This is a genomic window from Micromonospora sp. NPDC018662, assembly GCF_044391475.1.
In the GTDB taxonomy this organism is placed as follows: domain Bacteria; phylum Actinomycetota; class Actinomycetes; order Mycobacteriales; family Micromonosporaceae; genus Micromonospora.
The window spans coordinates 665,654-689,734 of the sequence record NZ_JBISAC010000002.1 but is presented as its reverse complement, the minus strand read 5'-3'; the positions used below and the strand labels follow the sequence as shown (position 1 = coordinate 689,734).

Genomic DNA, 24,081 nt, shown 5'->3' with positions numbered 1-24,081 from the left:
TCTCGGCCGGCTGCCTGCCGCCCTCCGATCTTGGAGAGAAAAGGCCCCTATGGGGCCACTTTTCACCAAGATCTACGCCGATCCCATTTTTTGGAAGAGGCCAGGACGGGCACGGCGGGGTCGAAGGGTGGGCAGGGGTGGCGGTGGGGCCAGTGGCAGATCGCAAAGCGGGCGTACCGGACGCGCCGTACCCATGATCGGGCCGCGCGGGTGAGGATCGGGGGATGAGTGGGGTGGTGAGGCCCGAGGACGGGTCGATGCGGGAGTTGTTGCGGGTGGGGCCGGGGCCGGTGGACCTCGGGGCGGTGGACCCTCGCTCGATGCCGGGGTTGCCGAGGGCGGCCGGGCACGGTTCGGCGCGCAAGGAGTGGGCCCGTGGCCAGGTGGAGCTGATCGGCGCCGAGCTGGGCCGGCAGCAGGAGATGCTGTACGCCGCCGCCCAGGTCGCGGCCGGCCCGGGGAGCGCCACCAGCGCGCCCAGCCAGGCCGGCGGACGACTGGACGGCGACCGGCCGCGCCGGGTGCTGCTGGTGCTCCAGGCCATGGACTGCGGCGGCAAGGACGGCGCGGTCAAGCGGGTGGCCGGCGCGATGAATCCGCTCGGGCTGCACATCCGCTCCTTCGGCCCGCCCACCGAGGAGGAGTTGCGGCACGACTTCCTGTGGCGGATCCGGCGGGCGTTGCCGCCGCCCGGCTACGTGGGCGTGTTCAACCGCTCGCACTACGAGGACGTGCTCATCGCCCGGGTGGAGGGGTTGGTCGACGACGCCACCTGGCGGTCCCGCTACGAGATCATCAACGACTTCGAGCGGGAGCTGACCGGGCAGGCGGTCACCGTGGTCAAGGTCATGCTGCACATCTCGTACGCCGAGCAGGGCGAGCGGCTGATGGAACGGCTCACCGACCCCACGAAGTACTGGAAGTACAACCCGAGCGATCTGGACACCCGGGCCCGGTGGGACGAGTACCAGGCCGCGTACGCCGAGGCGCTGGAACGCTGCGGCACGGACGCCGCGCCCTGGTTCGTGGTGCCGGCGGACCGCAAGTGGTACCGCGACTGGGCCCTGGCCCACCTGCTGCGGGAGACGTTCGACGGCCTGGATCTGGGGTATCCGCCTGCCGATTTCGACGTGGAACGGGAGCGTGACCGGTTGCGCGACCAGGGCTCGGAGCGGCCAGGTGAACAACAGGTGAACGAGCGGTGAATCGGGTCTGACCAGGGGTGGGCCGGTCGATGCCCGGTTCCGCCGGGTCCCTAGCATGCCCAGAGCAGGCGCCTTGCCAGGCGACGGCCACCCTTCCACCGACACGACGAGGTCCGTGCTGTGAAGTTTTCCTTCCGTCCCACCGAGGGCGCCTTCTACGAGCTCTTCACCAGGGCCGCGCAGAACCTGGTGAAGGGGACCGACCTGCTCAACGAGCTGGGCCTGCCCGGCGCGGACGTGCAGTCGATCAGCGAGCGGCTGACCGAGGTCGAGCACGACAGCGACCAGATCACGCACGATCTCTACAAGAAGATCAACTCCACCTTCATCACGCCGTTCGACCGGGAGGACATCTACCGGCTGGGGTCGCTGCTCGACGACGTGATGGACCACCTGGAGGCGGTCGGCAACCTGCTCTACCTGTACGGCCTGACCAAGCTCCCGTCGCTCCCGCGTGAGCTGCACGAGCTGGTCAACGTGCTCGACCAGCAGGCCAAGCTCACCGCCGAGGCGATGCCCCGGCTGAAGTCGATGAAGGACCTCGAGGACTACTGGATCGAGTGCAACCGCCTCGAGAACGACGGTGACCAGGCGTACCGGATGCTGCTGGTGCGTCTCTTCTCCGGTGAGTACGACGCGCTCACGGTGCTGAAGATGAAGGAGGTGGCCGACGAGCTGGAGGCCGCCTGCGACGCCTTCGAGCACGTCGCCAACACCGTCGAGACCATCGCGGTCAAGGAGTCCTGATCCTGTGAGCCCCGAACTCATCGCCGTGCTGGCGGTGATCGCGGTCGCCATGGCGTTCGACTACACGAACGGCTTCCATGACGCGGCCAACGCGATCGCCACCAGCATCTCGACCCGGGCGCTGACGCCCCGGATCGCCCTCGGCCTGGCCGCCGTCGGCAACTTCGTCGGCGCGCACTTCGGCGCCGGGGTCGCCAAGACGGTCGGCGACGGCCTGGTCACGCTCCCGACCGGGGTGGAGAGCCTCGGCGTGGTCTTCGCCGGCGTGCTCGGCGCGATCGCCTGGAACCTGATCACCTGGTACTTCGGCCTGCCCTCGTCCTCCTCGCACGCGCTCTTCGGCGGCCTGGTCGGCGCGACCCTGTTCGCCGCCGACGGCGTCGTGCAGTGGGGCAACATCGTGGCGAAGGTGCTCATCCCGATGGTGCTCTCGCCGGTGGTCGGCCTGGTGCTCGGCTTCCTGGTGATGCTGGCGATCATGTGGCTGTTCCGGAAGGGGCAGCCGGGCAAGCTCAACCGCGGCTTCCGCTGGGCGCAGACCGCGTCCGCCGCCGCCATGTCGGTCGGCCACGGCATGCAGGACGCCGCCAAGACCATGGGCATCATCGTGCTGGCGCTCTACACCGGCGGTTTCCAGGAGAGCAAGACGCACATCCCGGGCTGGGTGTTCTGGACCTCCGCGACGATGCTGGCGCTCGGCACGTACGCGGGCGGCTGGCGGATCATCCGGACGCTGGGCCGGAAGATCATCGACCTGGGCCCGGCGGAGGGCTTCGCGGCCGAGACCGTGGCCAGCGCGGTGCTCTACTTCAACGCCCTGGTGCTGAAGGCCCCGATCTCCACCACCCACACGATCACCTCGGCGATCATGGGTGTCGGCGCGACCAAGCGTCTCTCCGCGGTCCGCTGGAACGTGGCCGGCAACATCGTGATCGCGTGGATCATCACGTTCCCGGCGGCGGCCGCCATCGCGTGCCTCGCGTACCTGCTGGTCCGCCCGCTGTTTTAAGGCGGGGGCCCCGCTTAACGCTTTCGGTATAGGCGGGGCCCCTTCTTAACACCCGGGTGTTAAGAAGGGGCCCCGCCTTACACGTAGGAGACGCCGATCCGGGCCTTGATGTCGTCGATCAGGGTCATGATCTCCAGCGTGGCGGCGTGCGGCACCAGTGGGCTCTCGGTCAGCCCGGCCGCCAGGCAGCGTCCCACCTCGATCGCCTCGTACTGGTAGCCGCCGCCGGTCAGGTCCGCCGCGATCGTCTCCGGCTCGGCGCCGAGCCGGTGCAGCACCGCCGACCCGGGCCGGAAGAACGGCTCGGGCAGGTCGATCCGGCCGGTGGTGCCGGTGATCGACGCGGTGATCGCGGTGGCGCCGACGATGCCGCAGCTCAGCGTCGCCACCGCGCCGGAGTCCCAGCCGAGGACGATGCCGGTGTTCTCGTCCACCGCCTCCGGGCTCAGCCGTGCCCACGCCTGCACGTGCTGCGGTGCGCCGAGCACCAGGTGGGCCAGGCTCAGCGGGTAGACGCCGAGGTCGAGCAGCGCGCCGCCGCCCAGCGCGCGATTCCGCATCCGGTGCTCGGGCGGGAACGGCCCGGCCGCCCCGAAGTCGGCCCGGACGTGGGTCACCTCGCCGATCGCGCCGTCGGAGATCAGCTCCAGCACGCGCAGGATCAGCGGATTCGTCCGCATCCACATGGCCTCCATGAAGAAGAGCCCGCGGGTGCGCGCCGTCTCCACCAACTCGACGGTGGTGGGCAGGTCCAGCGTGCAGGGCTTCTCCACCAGCACCGCCTTGCCGCCGGCCAGGCAGGCGAGCGCCGCCTCGTGGTGCGCGGCGTGCGGCGTGGCCACGTAGATCGCGTCCAGGTCCGGGTCCGCGGCCAGTTCGGCCCAGGAGGCGTACGCCCGCGGCACGTCGAACCGCCGCGCGAACGCCTCGGCGCTCTCCCGGGTCCGGGACCCGACCGCCACCAACTCGGCGCCCGGCACCAGCCGCAGGTCGGCGGCGAAGCAGGCGGCGATGTGCCCGGTGGCCAGGATTCCCCAACGCGTCATGCCCGAACGCTATCCCGGTCGCTTCCGCCGCCGGCAGGGTGATCCACCCGTCGGGACGTCAGGCCCGGCCCGGGACCTCCGCGACGAACGCGCGCCACGAGGCCGCGGGAAAGAGCAGCGCCGGCCCGGTCGGGTCCTTCGAATCGCGTACGCCGACGACGCCGGCAAGATCGTCGGCCACCTCGACGCAGTTGCCGCCGCTCGAACCGCTGCGCCGGGGCGTGTCGCCGAGCCGGGAACTCACCACGGGTGGAGCGGTATTGGACTGCCTCTACGCAGGTAGGACAACGCCCACCCCGCCTCCTGCCGCAGCAGTGGGGTGAGGCGAGGCTCCTCCAGGAATGCTTCGTACAAGGTCCTGCCTCGGCTGGGATCCGTGTCGGCGACGCACCGGATCGCCGCACTGCGTACCACGAGATCCTCATCGGCGAGGGCCTGCTCGACCGCCGCCCGGCTCGCCGGTCCGGTGTGCTTGGCCAGCGCCCTGACGGCGTTGACGCGGTGCAGGAAGTCCTTGTGCCGAGCCTGCTCGCAGAGGATGTGCGTAGCGCGGGGATCATTGATGTCGCCGAGGATCACGATCTCCGTGGTGCCGACGCGGCTCGGCATCTGGGCGAGGAACTCCTCGGGCGCGATCAAGGCGGCGACGTGCAGGGCGGCCGACCAGCCGTCACCCAGCTCCCGACCCGTGGCTCTCGTGACCAGGTTCGCCCTGACCTTGCCGTAGTAGAGGTCGAAGACACGTCTCGCTCCGGTTGGCCCGGCAGCGATCAGCGCTTCGTCGGCCCCGGGCTCCCAGTCGAGAACCTTGGCGATCACGGCATCGAGACCATCGCTCATCGGCCGATGATGCCATTGTCCTGTCGACCGCATGATGGGGTCACAGCCACGGCAATCCGGCCGCCCACGGAAACCGGGTGCGGACGCTGAGCGGGCCGGGCGGGCGCTTGCGGCCGAACATGATCCGCGAGGCAGGGCCTAGGCTCGGGCCATGACGATCGACGGCTTCGCCGCACCCCCTGCCCTGGTGGAGCATGCCCGCCGGTTCCACGCCGAGGGCGGCGTGCCGGCGGTGCCCCGGGTCGCCGCGACCGTGCTGCTGCTCCGCCCGGCCGGTGACGACTTCGAGGTCTACCTGATCCGGCGGGTGGCGGCGATGACGTTCGGCGGCATGTACGCCTTTCCCGGCGGCGGGGTGGACCGCTCCGACTCGGAGGCGCACCTCGGCTGGGCCGGGCCGGCGCCGGCGGCCTGGGGTGAGCGGTTCCGGCTCGACCCGGCGGACGCGCAGGCGGTGGTCTGCGCCGCGGCCCGCGAGGTCTTCGAGGAGGCGGGCGTGCTGCTGGCCGGCCCGGACGCCGAGACCGTGGTCGGGGACGTGAGCGGCGACGACTGGGAGGCGGCCCGGCAGGATCTGGTCGGCCGGCGTACCGGGTTCGCCGCGCTGCTGGCCGGGCGCGGGCTCACGCTCCGGTCCGACCTGCTGCTGCCATGGACCCGGTGGATCACGCCGGAGTTCGAGCCGCGCCGCTTCGACACGTACTTCTTCGTCGCCCTGCTGCCCGAGGGGCAGCGGACCCGCGACGTCTCCGGCGAGGCCGACCACACCACCTGGCTGCGCCCGGCGGACGCGCTGGCCCGGGCGGAGGCGGGGGAGCTGACCATGCTGCCGCCGACCATGGTCACGCTCGCCGAGGTGGCCGCCGCCGGCGACCTCGCCGGCGTGGCCCGCGCGGCGTCCGAACGGGACCCGGGTACGCCGATCCTGCCGCGTATCGAGGATCTGGACGGTGCCGAGCCGCGCTTCCTGTTGCGCTGACGCGCTGCCGGTTGCATCCACCGCGGCATGCGTCGACGAACACTGGTCATGCCACTCTCCGTGAACCAGTCGTATCGCACCGTTGGATCGGTCGGCCGTTGGCTGCTGCTGGCCACGGCGCTCCTCCAGGTCGCCGCGCCGCCGCTGATCGGCTTCCGCAGCCAGGCTGACGATCCACCCCTGGTGCCGCCGGGGCCGTTCTTCGCCGTCTGGGGCGTGATCCTGATCGGCTGTCTCGCCGTGGCGGTGTGGGGCTTTCCCCTCAGCCGGGCGACGGCGCCGCCGTACCGTCGGGTGCAGGTGCCGCTGTCGCTGGTCCAGCTCGGCTTCGTCGCCTGGCTGGTCGCTGCCGCCTCCGCCGCGACCTGGCTCACCGTGCCGATCTTCGTGGCGATGCTCGCCGGGCTGGCGGTGAGCCTACGACGGGTGCTGCGCCCGGTCGACGAAGGCGAGCGGACGAGTCGGGCGCTGGTCGGCGGGGTGCTCGGTGTCTATGCCGGCTGGTCGACCGCTGCGGTGTGCATCAACACGGCCACCCTGCTGCCGGAGTCGGCGTTCGTCGGGCGTCCGGGGTTGGCCCTGCAATGCGCGTTCGTGGTGGCGGCGGCCACGGCCGCAGGCGTCGGCGCCTTCCTGCTCCGAGGTCAACTGCCCTACACCCTCACCGCCGGATGGGCCCTGGCCGGCGTCGCGATCAGCGCGGTCATGGCGGGGCTTACGCTGTTGGCGGTCAGCGCGGTCGTTGGCCTGCTGGCCGTGGCGGCGGTGACCCTGAGCCGGCGGCGCGGCGTACGGGCGTCCGTGCGGCTGGAGCACTAGCCCGTGCCGTCGGCGATCCCCGGGAACGAGGTCGGATGCCGACAGATCCAGTCCCAGTACGCCGGCGACCGGCGGGCCTGGGCCCGATAGAGGCCCCGCACCAGGGCCAGCACCCGGTTGGGCAACTGCCCACCCACCAACGTCGGATTCCAGGCCAGGTAGACGTGGCGTGCGGCGGACCCGGCGAGCCCTCGCAGCGGCACCACCCGGTACGGCGGCAGGGAGTGGGCGAGCGCGCTGGCGAAGGCGACCGCCCGCCCGGAATCGACCAACTGCCGGCCCGCGATGAACGTCGTCGGCACCACCGTCGCCTGCGGATAGTCCGCGAGGATCCGGGCCTCCCACTGGAACGGCGACTGGCTGCGCGGGCTGATCACCCAGCTCTCCGCCGCCAACTGCGCCATGTCCAGCAGATCCGTGTCGCCGAGCCGATGTGCCCGGCCGATCATGATCCAGATCGGCTCGTGGACGACGGTGACCGCGTGCAACGGCGCGGGAACGTCCAGCGGCTCCCCGGGGAAGGCCGCCAACAGTGCCATGTCCAGGTCGCCGCGCCGCAGCATGGCCGACAACTCGGCGGCGTCGTCGGTGAGCCAGTCGAGCTGGCGCTCCGGCATGCCGGCGGCGATGTGTTCGGCCATCCGCCGGCTGCACAGCTCGATCAGGCCCAACCGTAGCCGCGGCGTCGACCCCGGTGCGTCGCGCACGTCCCGGATCACCTGCTGCCAGTGGTCGGTCAGGACGGGCAGGCGGGCGGCCAGCGCCGCGCCGGCCGGGGTGAGTGCCACGTGCACAGTGGAGCGCTCGAGCAGTCGCTGCCCCAGATCGCGCTCCAGGCGCTGGATCCGGCGCACCACGGCCGAGGGGGACAGGTGCAGTCGCTCGGCGGCACGGCCGAACGAGAGTTCCTCGGAAACCTCGGCGAACGCCTGAAGGTCGGGCCATTGCACACTGCTGTTTATACCCGTCGCCCGAGGGCCGGGACCGGCGACGTGCGGTATTGCGCGGGACGCACTGGGAGCGCGACCGGCGGTGCGCATTCGTCACTTCCGCTCACTGCCATCGATGCCCTTTTCTTGGCGCAGGTAGTCCACTCCACACCGGAAGGCACGACATGCAGATGCCCCTGTCCCGGCCCACACGAACAGTTGTCCTCACCCTGCTGGCCGTGCTGCTGGCCGGGATGGTCGTCGCCACGCCCGCCCGCGCCGCCGGGCCCCGGCAGTTCACAGTCGATACGCAAACCCAGGTCAGCCTCCAGTTCGGCGGGGCGAACTCGCCGTACGACCCGGGCTGCTACCTGATCCAGATGGACCGGCCGGACCCTCGCTGGCCCGGCTCGATCCTGAACTTCTACGTCACCGCGAACAACTGGTACCCCGGTAGCTGGGGGACCGCGGTGAACTTCTCCTACGGGTCGTACTGGCAGACGGTGTCGGTGGGCACCGGCGGCGGCGTGGTCAAGGAGGACGGCACCGGCCACAGCGGCGCGTTGGGCACCATCGAGCCTGGGGCCATCGTCACCGTGGCCAAGGTGTCCACCATTCCGATCGGCATCCCCGGCAACCCCTACGGCTGGACCTGCGCGCCGCCGGCCGGGGAGCAGTGCCGCGACTTCACCGTCACCGGCGAGTACGGCGCGGTGACCTACGGCAGGATCCTCGGCACCAACGACCCCCGCAACGTCATCGACAGCCTGGCGTACGCGCAGCTCAAGGGGCGCTGGTGCTGGCTGGACGGCAAGGTGACCCGGCAGCGGATCTGGCCGATCCAACCCGAGTTGACCTCGTCGCCGATTCCCGCCGGCCTGACCTTCTCCCTGGAGAACCCCCGCCCCCGCGACGGTGAGGAGGGGGAATTGATCCAAGGTGGCACGATTTACTGGATCAACCAGGCCGGCGCCGACGTCTACCTGGACATCCCGAAGGAGGTCGTGATCGACGGCGTGCCGATCGGCGTGCTCGGGAAGCGAAGGATCGGGGGCATCACGTTCGACGTGGGGCTCAACGGTGACGGCACCATCAGGCAGGCCGGCGCTACCCAGGTCCGGCTGGGCGAGCTCGGGCCGACACTCTGACCGCAGGTGTTAAGCGGGGCCCCCGGTTATGCAGAATGCGTTAACCGGGGGCCCCGCCTTACACCTCACCCGAAGCGCCCGGTGATGTAGTCCTCGGTCTTCTTCTGGGTCGGGTTGCTGAAGATCTTCTGGGTGTTGTCGTACTCGATCAGCCGGCCCGGGTCGCCGGTCTTCTCGATCGAGAAGAACGCGGTGCGGTCCGACACCCGCGCGGCCTGCTGCATGTTGTGCGTGACGATGATGATGGTGAACTTGTCCTTGAGCTGGAACATCAGATCCTCGATGGCCAGCGTGGAGATCGGGTCCAGCGCCGAGCACGGCTCGTCCATCAGCACCACCTGCGGCTCGACCGCGATGGTGCGGGCGATGCAGAGCCGCTGCTGCTGACCGCCGGAGAGACCGGCGCCGGGCTTGCCCAGCCGGTCCTTCACCTCGTCCCAGAGGTTCGCCGAGCGGAGCGCCTTCTCGGCCGTCTCCTCCAGGATCGACTTGCGCCGGACGCCGTTGAGCTTCAGGCCGGCCACCACGTTCTCGAAGATGCTCATGGTGGGGAACGGGTTCGGCCGCTGGAAGACCATGCCGATCATCCGACGGACCGCGGTGACGTCCACGTCGCGGTCGTAGACGTCCTGCCCGTCGATGGTCAGGTTGCCCTCGACCCGGGCGCCGGGCAGCACCTCGTGCATCCGGTTGATCGACCGCAGGAACGTCGACTTGCCGCAGCCGGACGGGCCGATCAGGGCGGTCACGGTCTTCGGCTCGACGGTGAGGTTGATGTTCTCGATCGCCTTGAAACCGCCGTAGTAGGCGGTGACGTTCGAGGCTTCGACGCGCTTGGCCATGGTGGCGGTACCTCCGGGGTTCATCGGCCGAGCTGGTTTCGACGGGCCAGCAGCTTGGCCGCGACGGTCAGGACGAGGACCAGCGCGACCAGGGTCAGCGCCGCGGTCCACGCCCGTGCCGGCGAGTACTTCGACGCCTCGCCGGCCTGCTGGTAGACGAAGAGGGCCAGCGACGACTGGTTGTTCTCGAACGGGTTGAAGTTGATCGCCGCGCCGCCGCCGGCGACGAGCAGCACCGGCGCGGTCTCCCCGGCGGCCCGCGCGATGGCGAGCATGATGCCGGTGACGATGCCGGGCAGCGCGGTCGGCAGCACGACCCGCAGGATGGTCTTCCACTTGGCGACGCCGAGCGCGTACGCGCCCTCGCGCAGCGGCGCCGGCACCAGCCGGAGCATCTCCTCGGTGGAGCGGACCACGGTGGGCAGCATGAGCACGCTCAACGCCAGCGCGGCGGCGAAGCCGGAGAAGCCCGGCCGGCCGTCGTTGAACCACGGCGAGACGATCAGCACCCAGAACGCGAGCACGAACAGGCCGGTGACGATCGACGGGATGCCGGTCATCACGTCCACGAAGAAGCGGATGGTGAAGGCGAACCGGCCGCGGCCGTACTCGACGATGTAGATCGCGCAGAGCACGCCGAGCGGCACGGTGATCAACGCGGCGATGCCGACCTGCTCCAGCGTGCCGATGATCGCGTGGTAGGCGCCGCCGTTGGCGTCCCGCGCCCCGATGTTGTTCATCGAGGTGCCGAAGAAGTTCGCGTCCAGTCGCTCGGAGCCCTTGCTGACCAGCGTCCAGACCACCGAGGCCAGCGGCAGCACGGCCAGCACGAAGGCGGAGTGGATCAGCGCGCTCCAGGTGCGGTTGCGGGCCGACCGGCGGCCCTCCACCGCGTTCGCCGCGGCGAAGAGGCCGGCCAGGTAGAGCAGCGCGCCGAGCACCACGACCAGGACCGGGCCGCCGATGCCGGCGCCGTACACGAGGCCCGCCGACAGCAGCAGCGCCGCGACGGCGATGGCGGGCGCGGCGTACGCCGGGAGCCGCCGGGCCCGCAGCGTGGCCGGCTGGGCCGGCGGGCGCGGGCGGTGGGTGGGGAGTGTGGTGGTCATGCGGCCGACTCCGTGAACTCGCGGCGGCGGTAGATGATCGCCCGCGCGGTGATGTTGACGATCAGCGTGATCGCGAACAGCACCAGGCCGGAGGCGATCAACGCGCCGCGGCCGGTGTCGTTCGCCTCGCCGAAGCGGTTGGCGATGTTCGCGGCGATCGAGTTGCCGCCAGCCTCGAGGATGTTGAACGAGATGGCGTACGTCGAGCCGAGCGTCAGCGCCAACGCGATGGTCTCGCCGAGCGCCCGGCCCAGGCCCAGCATCACCGCGGCGACGACACCCGGCCGGCCGTACGGCAGGACCGCGGTGCGGATCATCTCCCAGCGGGTGGCGCCGAGCGCGAGCGCGGCCTCCTCGTTGGCGGTCGGGGTCTGCCGGAACACCTCGCGGGAGAGCGAGGTGACGATCGGCAGCACCATGATCGCCAGTACCACGGAGCCGAGCAGGATCGAGCTGCCGTACGGGCCCTCGCCGAAGAGCGGGATCCAGCCGAAGTACTTGTTCAGCCAGGCGGAGAGGTCGGCGACCGGGCCGGCGAAGTAGTCGCGGCCCCAGAGGCCGAAGACCACGCTCGGCACGGCGGCCAGCAGGTCGATCAGGAAGCCCAGGCTGTTGCCGAGCCGGCGCGGGGCGTAGTGCGACAGGTAGAGCGCGATGCCCAGCGCGACGGGCACGGCCACGAGCAGCGCCAGCAGCGAACTCAGCACGGTGCCGAAGGCGAGCGCGCCGATGCCGAACTTCGGCGGGTCGTCGTTCGGGAACCAGCCCTCGAACGTCCAGAACGACTCGGTGTTCGCCCGCAGCGCCGGCACGGCCTTGGCGATCAGGAAGATCGCGATGGCCGCGATGATGATCAGTACGGTGCTGCCGGCGGCCAGGGTCAGGCCACGGAACGCCCGTTCCGCGCCGAAGGCGCGGGCGCGGGGCAGGCCGCCGCCCCCGCCGAGGCCGCCGTCGGGACGGCCAGGGTTGCCGGAGCGCTCGGCCACACGCGCCGAGGCACCGGCGGGCCGCTCGTGGCTCGTGGCCACGGGGGTCCCGCCGGTGCCGGCGTGCGCCGAGCGCTGAGGGGTGTCACCCATCTGCTCGCTCGCTTCGCGTTGAGGAGGTGTCGATCAGGGCGTCAGGAGAGGCTCTTGACCGCGGCCTCGACCTTGGTGCGGACCTCGTCCGGGAGCGGGGCGTAGCCCAGCTCGACCAGCTCCTGCTGGCCCTCCGCGCTGGCCGCGTGGCCGAGCAGGCCCTTGACCAGCGGCAGCTTGTCGGCGGCGAGGCCCTTGCTGCAGACGATCTCGTAGGTCGCCAGGACGATCGGGTACGCCCCGGCCTCCTTGGTGTTGTAGTCGATCGACATCTTGAGGTCGTTGCCCTGACCCTCGAACTTGGCCCCGGCGATGGTCTTGCCGGCCGACTCGGCGGTCAGCTCGGTGAACTCACCGGCGCCGTTCTTGATCTTGGCCATCTTCAGGCCGGAGTTCTCGGCGTACGACCACTCGACGTAGCTGATGGTGCCGTCGGTGCTCTTGACCTTGCTGGCCACACCGTCGGACTTGGCCGCGCCGACGCCGCCCGGCGCCTTCCACGCCTTGGCGTTGCCGAGCGTCCAGTCCGCCTCGGCGGTCTTGGAGAGGTACTTGGTGAAGTTGTCGGTGGTGCCCGACTCGTCGGAGCGGTGGACCGCCTGGATCGCGGTCGACGGCAGCTTCGCGTCCGGGTTGTCGGCCTTGATCGCGGCGTCGTCCCACTTGGTCACCTTGCCGGCGAAGATCTTCGCCAGGGTGGCCGGGCTGAACTGGAGGTTGTCCGCGCCGCTGACGTTGTAGACGACCGCGACCGGGCCGATCACCATCGGCAGGTTGAGGGCCTGGCCGCCGGCGCACTTGGCGTCGGCCTGCGGCTGCTCCTCCGGCTTGAGCGCGGAGTCGGAGCCGGCGAAGTCGGCGGTGCCGGCGATGAACGCCTGGATGCCGGCGCCGGAGCCGCTCGGCTCGTAGTTGATCGTGGTGCCCGCGCACTTCTGCTGGTACGCCTTGATCCACTCGGCCATGGCGTTCTTCTGCGCGGAGGAGCCCTGCGCGTTCAGCGTGCCCTTGCCGCAGTCGACCGCGGCGGCGGAACCGGAGGCGCCGGCGGCCGGCTCGTTGTTGTCCGAGCCGCAGGCGCTGAGACCGAGAACCGCGGTAAGAGCGAGACAGGCGATGGCGCCGTGCCGCTGGAGCTTCACTTGAAAGGTTTCCCTTCACGTCTTTGGTCAGGTCGCCCGGGGTTGCCGGGGGCCGGCGCTGACCGGCTTGACGTGAAAGTTAGGAGGACCAGGTGGACGGTTCGCCGGTCGGAAGTGAACGCGGGATGAACACGTCCGTCCGGCGAGGTGGCCATACGCTGAGGCGAGCCTGTCCATTTCGTGAACTCGCGACCCGCTATCGCTTTTAGCGTGATTTATCCAGGCGGCTGTTATCCCGCCGTGCCTCCGGCGTGATGCTTCCGTGATCGCCCGGCGGGCGCCCCTCGGCCCTCAGCCGAGCTGGTAGTTGACGTGCGCGGACCAGCGCGCGAAACCGGTGCGCTCGTAGAGCGAGACCGCGCCGGTGTTGCTCTCGTCGACGTAGAGCATCACCCGGTCCAGCCCGCGCCGATCGCGCAGGTGGGCCAGGCCGGCCGCGGTGAGCGCCCGGCCGAGCCCGCCCCGGTGCACGGACGGGTCCACCCCGAGCACGTAGACCTCACCGATCCGGGCCGAGCCGGGCCGCTCGTGCACCTTGGTCCAGTGGAAGCCGAGCAGCCGGCCGGTGGCGGAGTCCACCGCGAGCAGGAAGCCGGCCGGGTCGAACCACGGCTCGGCGAACCGTACGCGCAGGTCGTCGAGCGTCCACCGACCCTGCTCGGGATGCTGGGCGAACGCCGCGTTGTTGACCGCCAGCCAGGTCTCGTCGTCCTCGCCTGGGCGGAACGCGCGCAGCTCGACGCCCTCGGGCAGGACCGGCGTGGGCACCGGCTCGGTCAGCGGGCGGCGGAGTTGCCAGAGCACCCGGGCCCGGGTGAAGCCCAGGTCGACCGCGAGCGCGGCGGCGGACGGGTGGTCGCCGTGCGCCCAGGCGCGCAGCGGCCCGGTGGCGGCGGCCAACACGCCGCGGGCCAGCGCCCGGCCGGTGCCGCGCCGCCGGTGCGCCGGGTGCACCACCAGCTCCACGCCGACGCCCTCGGCGGGGGCTGTGGTGTCGAGGTGCGCGTACCCGGTCAGGGTGCCGTCGGTGGCGCGGGCGGTGAGGTGCACGGCCGGCGCCTCCGGGTCACGCAGCCGCAGCAGCACGTGTTCGTCGAGCGGATCGGCGCCGTCGGCGTCGCCGGCCGCGCGGGCCAGCGCCAGCACGTCGGCGATCTCGGCCGTCGTCAGCCGCTCGGTGGACGCGACCGGACCGCTCTGCTGCGCCGCCTCGGGTCCGGGACTGCTCGTCGGCTCGGTGCTGCTCATCCCCGTCACGTTAGCGGCCGGCGGGCGGTCGGTCCCGGTGGGCGGCGACGGCGTGCGGTGGCGCTCGTCACGGGGCGCGGGTGGGCAGCGGTTCCAGCTCGAACCGCGCGAGCAGTTCGGGCAGCAGCTGCTGCAACGCCGCGACCGTGCCGGAGCGGTCCCCGCCCGCGTCGTGCATGAGCACGATCGCGCCCGGCGCGATCTGCGCGCGGATCCTCGCCGCCACGGTCTCCGCGCCGGGCGCCCGCCAGTCCGACGGGTCGACGCTCCAGTGCAGCGGCGTGAGGCCCAGCTCCGCGCAGACCGACGCCACCGGGCCGGTCCAGGCGCCGCCCGGCTGGCGGTAGTACGCGATCCGGGCGTCCGGCGCGGCGGCCAGGATCGCGTCGTTGGTGCGGCTCAGGTCCGCCCGGATCGTCTCCGGGGTTCGCCGGCCGAGGTTGACGTCGTGCTTCCAGGAGTGGTTGCAGAGCGTGTGTCCCTCGGCCGCGATGGAGCGGACCAGGTCCGGGTAGCTCTCCGCGTTCTCGCCGACGACACAGAACGTGGCCTTCACGCCGTACTGGCTCAGCAGGGCGAGCACCTGCGGCGTCCACCGGGGGTCGGGGCCGTCGTCGAAGGTCAGTGCGACCCGGGCCGAGCCGGTGGTGACGTGTGCGCCGTACGGACCCGGACCGTCGCCGCCGACGTCGGGCGCGCTCGTGGCGGCGTCCGGGCTCGGCCGGCCGGTCTCCGGTGGCTGGTCGGCGTAGTGCGGTGCGTTCGCGGAGGTGGTCACGCCCGTGGTCCTCGGATGGTGCTCCGGCACCAAGCCGCGACCCAGCGCGTACGCCGAGGCCAGCAGCCCGGCGAGCACGGCGGTCACCACCGCCACCGTCTTCGCCCCCGTGGTCACCGCGCGCACCGTGGCCCCCCTCGGTCCTGACAAATCAGGCAGTCAGGATATGAGGGGCTCAGCGGGCAAATAGGGCATATGGGGAAAGTGCCCCCGGCGGGGGCCGGTGTCGACGCCGGTCAGACCGGCAGCGGGGCGGGCTCCGACTCCGGCAGCGAGCGCGACGGCGGCACGACGAACTTGTAGCCGACCTGGCGGACCGTGCCGATCATCGACTCGTACTCCGAGCCGAGCTTGGCGCGCAGCCGCCGGACGTGCACGTCGACCGTGCGGGTGCCGCCGAAGTAGTCGTAGCCCCAGACCTCGCGCAGCAACTGGTCCCGGGTGAACACCCGCCCCGGGTGCTGGGCGAGGAACTTCAGCAGCTCGAACTCCTTGTAGGTCAGGTCGAGCGGCCGGCCCTTCAGCTTGGCGGCGTACGTGTCCGGGTCGATGTTCAGCTCGCCGGCCCGGATCGAGCCGCCGGCGCCCGCGACGGCGTTGCTCAGCCGGCCGACCGCGAGCCGCAGCCGCGCCTCCACCTCGGCCGGGCCGGCACCGGCGAGGATCACGTCGTCCACGCCCCAGTCGGCGTTCAACGCGATCAGGCCGGCCTCGGTGACCACCGCGACCAGCGGCACCCCGAGCCCGGTGGCGTGCAGCATCCGGCAGGTGGCGCGCGCCTCGCTCAACTCGGAGCGGGCGTCCACCAGGACGGCGTCCGGCGTCGGGCCGGAGACCAGCGTGCGGACGTCCCGGGGTGCGGTGCGCACCGAATGGGGCAGCAGGTCGAGTGCCGGCAACACCGCCGACGGCTCACCGGCCCGTGCGGTCACGAGCAGCAGGAGCTCCACGATCACCTCCGTCCCGGCGGCCCTTCGGCCGCGCGCGACCAGCGGCACGCCCGGGTGGGGGCGGCGCTGTGAACTTGCGTGGGTCCCGGCGTCGCTGACGGGCGGGGTAACGGGTTGAGCGTAACCGATGGTCCGACCGTCACCTTCGCGCCTTTTCCCGTTTGCCCTTTCTGCCCTCGATCGCGGCGCAGGTTTTAACGTTGCCGAAACCGGGACCCCCGCCGGACCGCCCGGGTCTGGCACGATCGGGGCGTGTTTCCCTCCACCTCGCGCGACGCCGGTCGTGAACCGTGGGCCGACGACCCGTCCTCCGGGCCGTCCGGCCCGGCCCCTGGCTACCCGCCCGCCCCGCGCGCCGGGTCCGGCGAGGAGGAGGGGGAGCGACCTGAGCGGAAGGGCCCCCGCCGGCTCCGCAAGGGCGGCCCGGGCCGACGCCCCGACGACGCCGTCGACGAGGCGCCCGAGGACGAGGTGCCGCCGGTGGAGTTCCGCCGGCCGCTGGCGCTCACCGTGGCCGGCTTCGCCGCGCTGCTCGGCGTCGGCCTGGTGCTCGGGGCACAGACCGCCGGTCCGGGGCACCGGCTGCCGTTCGCGGCCATCATCTTCGGCGTCCAACTGCTCTACGTGCTCGCCTGGACGATGGCCATGCGACCGCCCGCGCTGCTGGTCGTCGCGCTGGTCAGCGCCGGCACCGCGGTGATCGCCGACGTCGCCGCCGTCCGGGCCGACGTCGCCGGCCTGGCCCCCCTCGGGTACGCGGCGGTGGCCGGCCTCGTGCTCGGCGTGCTGGGCCAGCTCGTCCGCCGGGTGGACCGGGTCCGGGTGACCGACTCGCTGGGCGGCACGCTGCTCATCGTGGTGGGGGTGGTCGCCTTCGCCTCGCTCATCGTGCTCAGCCGGATCCCCAAGGGCACCCAGGCGATCACGGTCTGCCTCACCGCCGCCGGGGTGGCCCTGCTGGTGGCCCGGCTGACCGACGCGGTGGCCCCGTGGCCCCGGCTCGCGCCGCAGGTGCCGCGCGGCGCGGCCGGCGTGGTCGCGGGCGCCATGCTCGGCACGCTGACCAGCGCCGTGCTCGGCAGCTACCTGGTCGGCTTCACCCCGACCAGCGCCGCGCTGGTCGGCGTGGTCACCGCCGCCACCGCCGTGCTGGCCGACCTCGCCGTCGGGTACGCCGAGGCGGGCCGGCTGATGGCCGGCGAGCCGCCGACCATGTGGGCGGCCCGGCACATGCAGGGGCCGCTGGGCGGCTTCGCGCTGGCCGCCCCGGCCGCGTACGCCATGTGCGTGCTCTTCCTCTGACCGCCCGGTTGGGGGAACCGCGCCCCGGGTAAGTACGGTTGCGCCGCGAGGCGCGGTGACGGTGGCGAGGACTGGAGGCGGCGTGGCAGAGGCGTACCCGGCAGAGGGCCGGCCCCGTCGTCGGGGCCGGAAGGTGCTGATCGGTTTCCTCGTCCTGCTGCTGGTGCTCGCCGGGTTGCTGGTCGTCGCCGACCGGGTGGCCGCCGGGGTGGCCGAGCGGGCGATCGCCGACCAGGTGCGGCAGGAGGTCGCCAAGCAGGACGCCCAGTCCGCCGCGCCCAAGGTCGAGGTGGGCGGCTTCCCGTTCCTCAACCAGGTGCTCGCCGGCAGGTACGAGCGCATCTCGATCCAGTTGACCGACGTCAAGGGCGACGTGCAGGGCGACACGGTCGACGTGCCGCGCCTGGACGTGGACGCCCGGGACGTGACCGCGTCGCTGGACACGATCCGCTCCGGCCAGGGCGACGTGGTGGCAAAGCGCGTCGACGGGCGGGGCACCGTCACCTACGACAGCCTGGCGAGGCTGCTGAAGCGGCCCGGGCTGACGCTCGGCGAGCGCGACGGCAAGCTGGCGGTCACCGCCCCGGTGGACATCCTCGGCGTGAAGCTGACCGTCAACGGCATCGCCGCGGTGACGGTGGCCGACGGCAAGGTGGCGCTGCGCTTCAGCGACCTCACCGCCGAGGGCCTGCCGAACGTGGCGCTGGCGCGGACGCTGCTGGCCAACTACGCCCGGAGCATCTCGATCGACGTGCCACTGCCGGAGCTGCCGTTCCAGCTCAACGTCCGCAAGGTGGAGCCGAGGCCGGAGGGCCTGGTGGTCGACGCGGACGCCGCGAACGTGCCGATCAACTCCACCCGCTGACGTCCCGGATGCTGGTCGGCCCGGTGCCCCTAGACCGGGTCGGCTGGTAGTCTCCCTGCCCATGGGGACCCACCTCACCAAACGGCGCGCGGTCGACCTGTGCCGCGTGGCCACCTGCCTGTGTCGCCCCGTCATCTGACGGCGGGGCTGTCTCCGGTCGCCTGAGCGACCACCGGCACCAAGGGTTCCTTACACCCCCCGAACGCCCGGCAGCGGCGCCGTCGCACGTACCCGTGATCCGTTCCTAGCTCAGGGTCCCGCGCGTGGTGCGACTACCACCGGCTTCGATCTCCGCGCGCAGGCTCACCACCCATCCTCACCAGGGAGTGATCTGATGAGTCGCGACACCGCACTCGTCTCGGCCGAGTGGGCCGAGAAGAACCTCGACGCCCCGGGCGTCGTCTTCGTCGAAGTCGACGAGGACACCTCGGCCTACGACACCGGCCACCTGGCCGGCGCCATCAAGCTCGACTGGAAGACCGACCTCCAGGACCAGGTCCGCCGCGACTTCGTCAACCAGCAGCAGTTCGCGGCGCTGCTCTCCGAGCGGGGCATCGCCAACGACGACACCGTCGTCCTCTACGGCGGCAACAACAACTGGTTCGCCGCGTACGCGTACTGGTACTTCAAGCTCTACGGCCACCGCGACGTCAAGCTGCTCGACGGTGGTCGCAAGAAGTGGGAGCTGGACGCCCGCCCGCTGGTCAAGGACACGGTGACCCGCCCGGCCACGCAGTACGTCGCGCAGGCGCCGGACACCTCGATCCGTGCGTTCCGCGACGAGGTGGTCGACGCCATCGGCACCAAGAACCTGGTCGACGTGCGCAGCCCCGACGAGTACGCGGGCCGGCTGCTCGCCCCGGCCCACCTCCCGCAGGAGCAGGCGCAGCGGGCCGGCCACGTGCCGACCGCGATCAGCGTGCCGTGGTCCAAGGCGGCCAACGAGGACGGCACGTTCAAGTCCGACGACGAGCTGCGCAAGATCTACGCCGCCGCCGGGCTGGACGACGGCAAGGAGACCATCGCCTACTGCCGGATCGGCGAGCGCTCCTCGCACACCTGGTTCGTGCTCCAGGAGCTGCTCGGGCACCGCAACGTGAAGAACTACGACGGATCCTGGACCGAGTACGGCTCGCTGGTCGGCGTGCCGGTGGCGCTCGGCGACGAGCCCGGGGAGGCGTGACCATGGCGACCGCACCCACCGCTCCGACCGCTGCCGGCTGCGCCGCACCGGACCAGGCCGCCCCGCTGCCGGCGAGCCTGGACCTGGAGAAGGAAACCGTCATCACCGGCCAGGTGCTGGCCGAGTCCGGCGAGACGGTGCCGGGCGCGTACGTCCGGCTGCTCGACTCGACGGGCGAGTTCACCGCCGAGGTGGTGACGTCCGCCGCCGGCCAGTTCCGGTTCTTCGCCGCGCCGGGCCCGTGGACGCTGCGGGCGCTCTCCCGCCACGGCAACGGCGACACCGCGGTAACCGCCGCCCGCGGCATCAACGAGGTCACCGTCACCGTGAAGGCGTAAGGCGGGGCCCCTTGTTAACGCTTCCGGTATAGGAAGGGCCCCCGCTTAACACCTCCGCACCGCGTACGTCGGCTCGGGCCGGCCGCCCCGTCCAGGGGTGGCCGGCCCGAGCCGTTGCCGGGCCACCGGGTCAGGACGTGCAGCCGCCCGGGTGGTGCACCCGCCGGACGCAGCGGCGTCGCCCACCGAGCCGCCGGTCGCAGAACACCTGGTGCTGCGCGTCCGACGCGCCCTCCTCGGACACCGTCGTCTCGCCGAGCACCAGCTCCGGCAGGAACGCCAGCGACCGGCCGATCGCACGGGCCAGCAGCCGCGCCGCCGGCAGGTCGTCGGCGGCCACGGTCAGGTGTACGACGTACCGCTCGCGGTCGGTAGCGGTGGTCACCGGTGCACCTGGGACTGTCGGGTCGAGCGGACGGAGGAACCTGGGCACGATGAGGACCACCTCTCCGTGGGGGCTGCCGTGGAAGGTGGCCGGGGCGGGCGGTCCCTTCCAGCTTCGACACCCGCCCCGACCGGGGGAGAGCCCTGCTCGTTGCCACGCGAGGAGCGCTCAATCGACAACATAGTCACTGAAGTTACTAAAGGCAACCTCCGCCTGTTTGGCGTCTTTGGCTTGTTCCCCGCGCGTGTCTCGTGATCGAATCGCAGGTGCCACGCAAGGAGTGCCATGCCTGCTTTGCCGGATTATTTCAAGATCGCTAACGAGATCATGGCGGACGTGAGGAGCGGTCGACTCAAGGCGGGGGAGAAGCTCCCCTCGATCGCCGAGCTGTGCGAGCTGCACAGGGTGAGCGCGTCAACGATCCGCCTGGTTTTCGTGCGCCTTGAGGCGCTGGAAGTGATCGACCGTCACCAGGGCAAGGGCGTCTTCGTGACGGACCCGGCGACCTGGCTGCGCAAGCCCTGAGATCGATCTTCCGGATAGTGGGAGCCGAGTGAATCTTGGAAAGAAACGGCCCCTATAGGGGCACTTTCTTTCCAAGATCTCGGCATCGGGATGGGCCGCTCGGCGGGTGCCGGGGCGTGACACCATGGGCCGGTGAGTGGTGCCGTCCAGCCGGGGTACGCCCCGCCGTCCCGACCCGACCAGCAGGCCCCCGACCAGCACGCGCCCGACCGGCGCGCGTCCGGCCGGCGTCGGCAGCGCTGGCTGGTGGTCGCAACGGTGGTCTGGGCCGTGCTGCTCGCCGGCCTGACCTGGTGGTCGGTGCGCAACGATCCGCCCACCGTCAAGGAGCAGCGTTCGCTGAGCCAGGCCGGCCCGCTGGTGGACCGGGCGATCGGTGAGCTGACCGCCGCGGTCGGGGCGGACGGGGTGCCGGCGCTCGTGCCGGACCGGCTGGCGCGGGGCTGCCGGGTGACGCCGATCGACGCCGGCGCGTCGCTGGAACGCGGCGTCGAGGTGGCGACCGGCGACGCCGACGTCCGTGAGGTGCTGCGCCGGATCGCCGACCGGTTGCCGCCGGAGTGGCGGGCAGGTGTCTCGACGTACGACGGCGAGCCGTTGCTGCGCGCCGACGCCGGCGATTTCGTGGCGGTCGAGGGCCGGTCCGGCGGGCCCGGTCGGGTGCTGCTGACCGCCGACACCGGCTGCCGTCCGGTCGGTGACGGCTACCGGGCGCCGGCGGTCGACGCCGCCGTCGAGACGGCCGCGCTGACCCGCGCGCTGGGCCGCTGGGGCGGCCCGACCGGGGCGGTCCAGGTGCTGGCCGCGCCGTGCCCGGACGGTGGGGCGGTCCGGACCGCCCGGGGCGAGGCCGCCGTGGCTGCCGACCAGCCGTTGGCCGCCGCGTTCGGCGCGGGCGCCGCGCCGGTGGAGGACTCCGCCGACCGGTACGCCCGCCCGGGTGACCCGGCGGTGCTGGCCGAGCGGGTCGACGAGCGGGTCCGGGTGGCGGTCACCAGCCCCTGCCGAGCCTGATCCGGCCGGGCCTGATCCGGCCGGGCCTGATCCGGCCGGGCCTGATCCGGCCGGGCCTGATCCGGCCGGGCCTGATCCGGCCGGGCCTGATCCGACCGGGTCAGGGCGGCGTGGTCCGGGAACTCCTGCCCCTCCCGCCGCGGCTCAGCCCCGGTCATCCTCGTCGTGCGGGGTGCGGCTGCGGCCCAGCGCGTCCACCCGGCCCCACCGGCCCGGGATGTCGAGCAGCTCCACCCGGCCCATCCCCGGCGGCACGGCCGGGTCGATGATCAGGTGTTCGCCCTGCGGCTCCAGCCCGAGCATGACGCGCAGCAGCAGCAGCGGCGCGCCGGCGGACCACGCCTGCGGGCTGCACGCGGTCGGGTACTGCACCGGATAGTCGGTGAGGCCGCGCTCGTAGCCGGCGAACGCCTCGGGGAGCCGGCCGTCGAAGTAGCGGGACGCGCTCAGCATCGCGTCGCAGATCCGGCCCGCCTCCTCGCGGAAGCCGTACTTCCACAGCCCCCACGCGATGATCGAGTTGTCGAACGGCCACACCGTGCCGACGTGGTAGCCGATCGGGTTGTACCGGCCCTGGTCGTCGGCGAGTGTCCGGACGCCCCAGCCGGAGAAGAGGCGCGGGCCGAGCAGGTGCGCGGCGACCGCCGGTGCCCGCGCCTCGTCGACGATGCCGCTCCACAGCAGGTGGCCGATGTTCGAGGTGAGCGCGTCCACGTGCCGTCCCTGCGGGTCCAGCGCCAGCGCGTAGTACTCCCGGTCCGGGATCCAGAAGTCGCGGTTGAACCGCTCCTTCAGCGCCGCCGCCTCGCGTTCCAGGCGTTCCGCGTACGCCGGGTCGCCCCACAACTCGCGGGCCATCCGGGCACCGCGCAGCTTGGCGTCGTACGCGTACCCCTGTAGTTCGCAGGTGGCCCGCGGGAACTCCGGCAGCCGGCCGTCGGAGTAGGAGATGGCGTCCGGGGAGTCCTTCCAGCACTGGTTCGGCAGCCCGGTCTCCGGGTTGCGGGTCTGGTACCAGACGTAACCGGTGCCGAGCAGGTCCCCGTACGTGTCGAGCCAGTCCAGTGCCGCCCGCGTCTCGTACTCCAGTTGGCGCACCAGCGTCCCGTCCCCGGTCCACCGCTCGTACTCGTCGAGCAGGATCACGAAGAGCGCGGTGGTGTCGGCCGCGCCGTAGTACGGCGAGTGCGGTTGCTCCTCGAAGCCGGCGGTCTCGCCGTAGCGCAACTCGTGCAGGATCTTGCCGGGCTCCTCGTCGCGGAAGTCGTCGATCCGGCCGCCCTGGAGCCCGGCCAGCATGAGGATGGTCGGCTGGATCAGTTCGGGGAGGAACGGCAGGATCTGGAGCGAGGTGAAGATGCTGTCCCGGCCGAACAGCGTCATGAACCAGGGCAGCCCGGCGGCGACCAGTCGGACGCCGAGCGTGATCGACTCGTACCGGAGAGCGGCCAGGTCGGCGAGGCTGCGCCGGTACGCCCCGGCCAGCGGCTCGCAGTCGCAGCCCAGCTTCGGCGCGCCGGCGATCAGCGCCTGCTGCTCGGCCTCGATGGCCGCCACCGAGCGGTGTCCGCCCAGCGGCAGGGTGGCCCGGATGTCCTCACCCCGGGCCCCGTAGATCATGGTGGCGACGTGCAGCCGGGTGGTCCACTCGCGGTGCGGCGCGACCCGGATCCGGAACGTCATCCCGTCCCGGTCGACCTCGGTCGGTGCGGTGCTGCTGATCCGCGCCTCCCGGTGGAACCCCTGCCGCCGGTAGGTGAGCCGCAGCCCGTTCTCCTCCACGGTGGGTATGGTGCGGCCCTTCTTCTCCCGCTGGTGCTTGATCTCGAACAGGTCGGCGAAGTCGGAGCCGATGTCGAGCCGGAGGCGGAACTCCTTCTCTTCCTCGGAGTGGTTGAGCAGGGTCAGTTCCTCGTCGAAGCTGCCGCCGATCGAGCGGCTGCGGATCACCGAGACGTCCGCGTCCAGGTAGTGCGTCGGCTCGCCCGGCACCATGAAGAACCGCGTCTTGTACGACAGCGAGTCGTCGATGGAGAGCGCGTGCAGCGGTTGGCCGTCCAGGGAGAGGACCCAGGTCGAGAGGAACCGGGTGTCGAAGGAGAACAAGCCGGTGGGAAAGTCGTACGACGGCTCGATGTTGCCGCGTCGGTCGCTGACCAGGAACGTGTTGCCGTCGAGGATGCTGACCCGTTCCTTCACGCCGACCGCCGGACGTGCTCGCGGGCGGTCTCCCGCGGGTCCCGCACGCCGGGCGGGTCGGGCAGGAAGCGGCGGAGCGCCAGGAACAGCACGACGTGTCCGCCGAAGGTGGCCTCGTTGCGCAGCACCACGGCCAGCCCGGCCTCCCGGCCGGTGACCAGCCGCTCGAAGAGGTGGGTGCCGACGGTCAGCACGGCGTCGGGTGCGCGTTCCTCGCGTCGGCTCACCCGGGCCGACCCGGGGGCCAGCGTCACGTACCAGTGCTCGGTGCGGTTGCCGTCGGTCAGGTCGATCCGGAGCGTGCCGCCGATCGGGCTGCGCAGCACGGCGGGAGCGCGCGCCGGCAACGACGCGAAGAACCGTTCGATCGCCTCGCTCACATTCGAATGGTAGGCGG

Annotated in this window: 26 protein-coding genes and 1 pseudogene; 13 read left to right on the top strand and 14 right to left on the bottom strand. The window is 71.8% G+C overall.

The annotated features are described in order from the left end of the window. The first annotated feature begins 224 nt into the window (after positions 1–224). The 3 genes from ACH495_RS08670 (at position 225) to ACH495_RS08660 (ending at position 2,961) form a co-directional block, all read left to right on the top strand. Positions 225–1,205 carry a PPK2 family polyphosphate kinase gene (locus tag ACH495_RS08670; RefSeq protein WP_396857085.1) on the top strand — a complete coding sequence of 327 codons (981 nt, stop codon included), beginning with the start codon at positions 225–227 and terminating at the stop codon, positions 1,203–1,205. 120 nt (positions 1,206–1,325) lie between these two features. Further along, positions 1,326–1,952 (top strand): DUF47 domain-containing protein, encoded by a 627-nt coding sequence (locus tag ACH495_RS08665; RefSeq protein ID WP_089157475.1) that lies wholly within the window; start codon positions 1,326–1,328, stop codon positions 1,950–1,952. Between the two features lie 4 nt (positions 1,953–1,956). Next, the gene (locus ACH495_RS08660; protein WP_396857084.1) at positions 1,957–2,961 is read left to right on the top strand and encodes an anion permease; all 1,005 of its coding nucleotides are present in this window, start codon (positions 1,957–1,959) and stop codon (positions 2,959–2,961) included. A gap of 77 nt (positions 2,962–3,038) precedes the next feature. Here the strand turns inward: ACH495_RS08660 and ACH495_RS08655 are convergent, their stop codons facing one another. From ACH495_RS08655 to ACH495_RS08645, 3 genes are read right to left on the bottom strand one after another with little or no spacing between them, the layout of a single operon-like run. Next, complete coding sequence (locus ACH495_RS08655; protein WP_396857083.1) at positions 3,039–4,007, bottom strand: Gfo/Idh/MocA family protein; 969 nt, start codon at positions 4,005–4,007, stop codon at positions 3,039–3,041. A gap of 58 nt (positions 4,008–4,065) precedes the next feature. Further along, positions 4,066–4,251 carry a DUF397 domain-containing protein gene (locus ACH495_RS08650; protein WP_396857338.1) on the bottom strand — a complete coding sequence of 62 codons (186 nt, stop codon included), beginning with the start codon at positions 4,249–4,251 and terminating at the stop codon, positions 4,066–4,068. Beyond that, positions 4,248–4,847 (bottom strand): HEAT repeat domain-containing protein, encoded by a 600-nt coding sequence (locus ACH495_RS08645; RefSeq protein ID WP_396857082.1) that lies wholly within the window; start codon positions 4,845–4,847, stop codon positions 4,248–4,250. Before ACH495_RS08645 ends, ACH495_RS08650 begins: the two co-directional genes overlap by 4 nt. A gap of 151 nt (positions 4,848–4,998) precedes the next feature. Here ACH495_RS08645 and ACH495_RS08640 point away from each other — a divergent pair, with 151 nt between their 5' ends. Further along, complete coding sequence (locus ACH495_RS08640; protein ID WP_396857081.1) at positions 4,999–5,826, top strand: NUDIX hydrolase; 828 nt, start codon at positions 4,999–5,001, stop codon at positions 5,824–5,826. 48 nt (positions 5,827–5,874) lie between these two features. Then, positions 5,875–6,645: a hypothetical protein gene (locus ACH495_RS08635; protein ID WP_396857080.1), complete on the top strand. Its 771-nt coding sequence runs from the start codon at positions 5,875–5,877 to the stop codon at positions 6,643–6,645. Here the strand turns inward: ACH495_RS08635 and ACH495_RS08630 are convergent. After that, positions 6,642–7,595, bottom strand: coding sequence for a LysR family transcriptional regulator (locus tag ACH495_RS08630; RefSeq protein WP_396857079.1), 954 nt, complete (start codon positions 7,593–7,595; stop codon positions 6,642–6,644). The two genes, ACH495_RS08635 and ACH495_RS08630, sit on opposite strands and share 4 nt — an antisense overlap. A 164-nt stretch (positions 7,596–7,759) precedes the next feature. On the opposite strand from ACH495_RS08630, the gene ACH495_RS08625 reads away from it, so the two are divergent. Beyond that, positions 7,760–8,722: a hypothetical protein gene (locus tag ACH495_RS08625; RefSeq protein WP_396857078.1), complete on the top strand. Its 963-nt coding sequence runs from the start codon at positions 7,760–7,762 to the stop codon at positions 8,720–8,722. A 65-nt stretch (positions 8,723–8,787) separates the two neighbouring features. Here ACH495_RS08625 and pstB read toward each other — a convergent pair whose 3' ends face one another. The 7 genes from pstB to ACH495_RS08590 form a co-directional block, all read right to left on the bottom strand. Then, positions 8,788–9,564, bottom strand: coding sequence for a phosphate ABC transporter ATP-binding protein PstB (pstB, locus tag ACH495_RS08620; RefSeq protein ID WP_396857077.1), 777 nt, complete (start codon positions 9,562–9,564; stop codon positions 8,788–8,790). 20 nt (positions 9,565–9,584) lie between these two features. Next, positions 9,585–10,673: a phosphate ABC transporter permease PstA gene (pstA, locus tag ACH495_RS08615; protein ID WP_396857076.1), complete on the bottom strand. Its 1,089-nt coding sequence runs from the start codon at positions 10,671–10,673 to the stop codon at positions 9,585–9,587. Then, positions 10,670–11,755: a phosphate ABC transporter permease subunit PstC gene (gene pstC, locus ACH495_RS08610; RefSeq protein ID WP_396857075.1), complete on the bottom strand. Its 1,086-nt coding sequence runs from the start codon at positions 11,753–11,755 to the stop codon at positions 10,670–10,672. The genes pstA and pstC overlap by 4 nt, the downstream gene beginning before the upstream one ends. Before the next feature lie 41 nt (positions 11,756–11,796). Further along, on the bottom strand, positions 11,797–12,897 hold the full coding sequence (gene pstS / locus ACH495_RS08605) for a phosphate ABC transporter substrate-binding protein PstS (RefSeq protein WP_396857074.1): 1,101 nt from the start codon (positions 12,895–12,897) through the stop codon (positions 11,797–11,799). Positions 12,898–13,188: 291 nt separating this feature from the next. Further along, positions 13,189–14,145: a mycothiol synthase gene (mshD, locus tag ACH495_RS08600; protein ID WP_396857073.1), complete on the bottom strand. Its 957-nt coding sequence runs from the start codon at positions 14,143–14,145 to the stop codon at positions 13,189–13,191. A gap of 67 nt (positions 14,146–14,212) precedes the next feature. Further along, positions 14,213–15,049 (bottom strand): polysaccharide deacetylase family protein, encoded by an 837-nt coding sequence (locus ACH495_RS08595; protein ID WP_396857072.1) that lies wholly within the window; start codon positions 15,047–15,049, stop codon positions 14,213–14,215. Between the two features lie 110 nt (positions 15,050–15,159). Continuing rightward, on the bottom strand, positions 15,160–15,879 hold the full coding sequence (locus tag ACH495_RS08590; RefSeq protein WP_396857071.1) for a winged-helix domain-containing protein: 720 nt from the start codon (positions 15,877–15,879) through the stop codon (positions 15,160–15,162). A gap of 246 nt (positions 15,880–16,125) precedes the next feature. On the opposite strand from ACH495_RS08590, the gene ACH495_RS08585 reads away from it, so the two are divergent. The 5 genes from ACH495_RS08585 (at position 16,126) to ACH495_RS08565 (ending at position 19,561) form a co-directional block, all read left to right on the top strand. Further along, the gene (locus tag ACH495_RS08585) at positions 16,126–17,175 is read left to right on the top strand and encodes a hypothetical protein (protein WP_396857070.1); all 1,050 of its coding nucleotides are present in this window, start codon (positions 16,126–16,128) and stop codon (positions 17,173–17,175) included. An 82-nt stretch (positions 17,176–17,257) separates the two neighbouring features. Beyond that, the gene (locus ACH495_RS08580) at positions 17,258–18,040 is read left to right on the top strand and encodes a DUF2993 domain-containing protein (RefSeq protein ID WP_396857069.1); all 783 of its coding nucleotides are present in this window, start codon (positions 17,258–17,260) and stop codon (positions 18,038–18,040) included. A 61-nt stretch (positions 18,041–18,101) separates the two neighbouring features. Continuing rightward, positions 18,102–18,179: an Ms5788A family Cys-rich leader peptide gene (locus tag ACH495_RS08575; protein ID WP_310503780.1), complete on the top strand. Its 78-nt coding sequence runs from the start codon at positions 18,102–18,104 to the stop codon at positions 18,177–18,179. A 195-nt stretch (positions 18,180–18,374) separates the two neighbouring features. Beyond that, the gene (locus ACH495_RS08570; protein ID WP_396857068.1) at positions 18,375–19,223 is read left to right on the top strand and encodes a sulfurtransferase; all 849 of its coding nucleotides are present in this window, start codon (positions 18,375–18,377) and stop codon (positions 19,221–19,223) included. Between the two features lie 2 nt (positions 19,224–19,225). Further along, positions 19,226–19,561, top strand: a complete 336-nt coding sequence (locus ACH495_RS08565) for a DUF1416 domain-containing protein (protein WP_396857067.1) — start codon at positions 19,226–19,228, stop codon at positions 19,559–19,561. Positions 19,562–19,697: 136 nt separating this feature from the next. On the opposite strand, the pseudogene ACH495_RS08560 reads toward ACH495_RS08565, so the two are convergent. Then, a pseudogene (locus tag ACH495_RS08560) lies at positions 19,698–19,946 on the bottom strand (hypothetical protein); the annotation flags it as partial. A gap of 285 nt (positions 19,947–20,231) precedes the next feature. Between ACH495_RS08560 and ACH495_RS08555 the strand changes: the two are divergent. Next, on the top strand, positions 20,232–20,471 hold the full coding sequence (locus tag ACH495_RS08555) for a winged helix-turn-helix domain-containing protein (protein WP_396857066.1): 240 nt from the start codon (positions 20,232–20,234) through the stop codon (positions 20,469–20,471). Positions 20,472–20,603: 132 nt separating this feature from the next. Then, on the top strand, positions 20,604–21,485 hold the full coding sequence (locus ACH495_RS08550) for a hypothetical protein (protein WP_396857065.1): 882 nt from the start codon (positions 20,604–20,606) through the stop codon (positions 21,483–21,485). A gap of 144 nt (positions 21,486–21,629) precedes the next feature. On the opposite strand, the gene ACH495_RS08545 is transcribed toward ACH495_RS08550, so the two are convergent. Both ACH495_RS08545 and ACH495_RS08540 read right to left on the bottom strand, forming a co-directional pair. After that, positions 21,630–23,684 (bottom strand): glycogen debranching N-terminal domain-containing protein, encoded by a 2,055-nt coding sequence (locus ACH495_RS08545; RefSeq protein WP_396857064.1) that lies wholly within the window; start codon positions 23,682–23,684, stop codon positions 21,630–21,632. Further along, positions 23,681–24,064, bottom strand: coding sequence for an SCP2 sterol-binding domain-containing protein (locus ACH495_RS08540; RefSeq protein ID WP_396857063.1), 384 nt, complete (start codon positions 24,062–24,064; stop codon positions 23,681–23,683). The genes ACH495_RS08545 and ACH495_RS08540 overlap by 4 nt, the downstream gene beginning before the upstream one ends. Between the last annotated feature and the right edge of the window lie 17 nt (positions 24,065–24,081).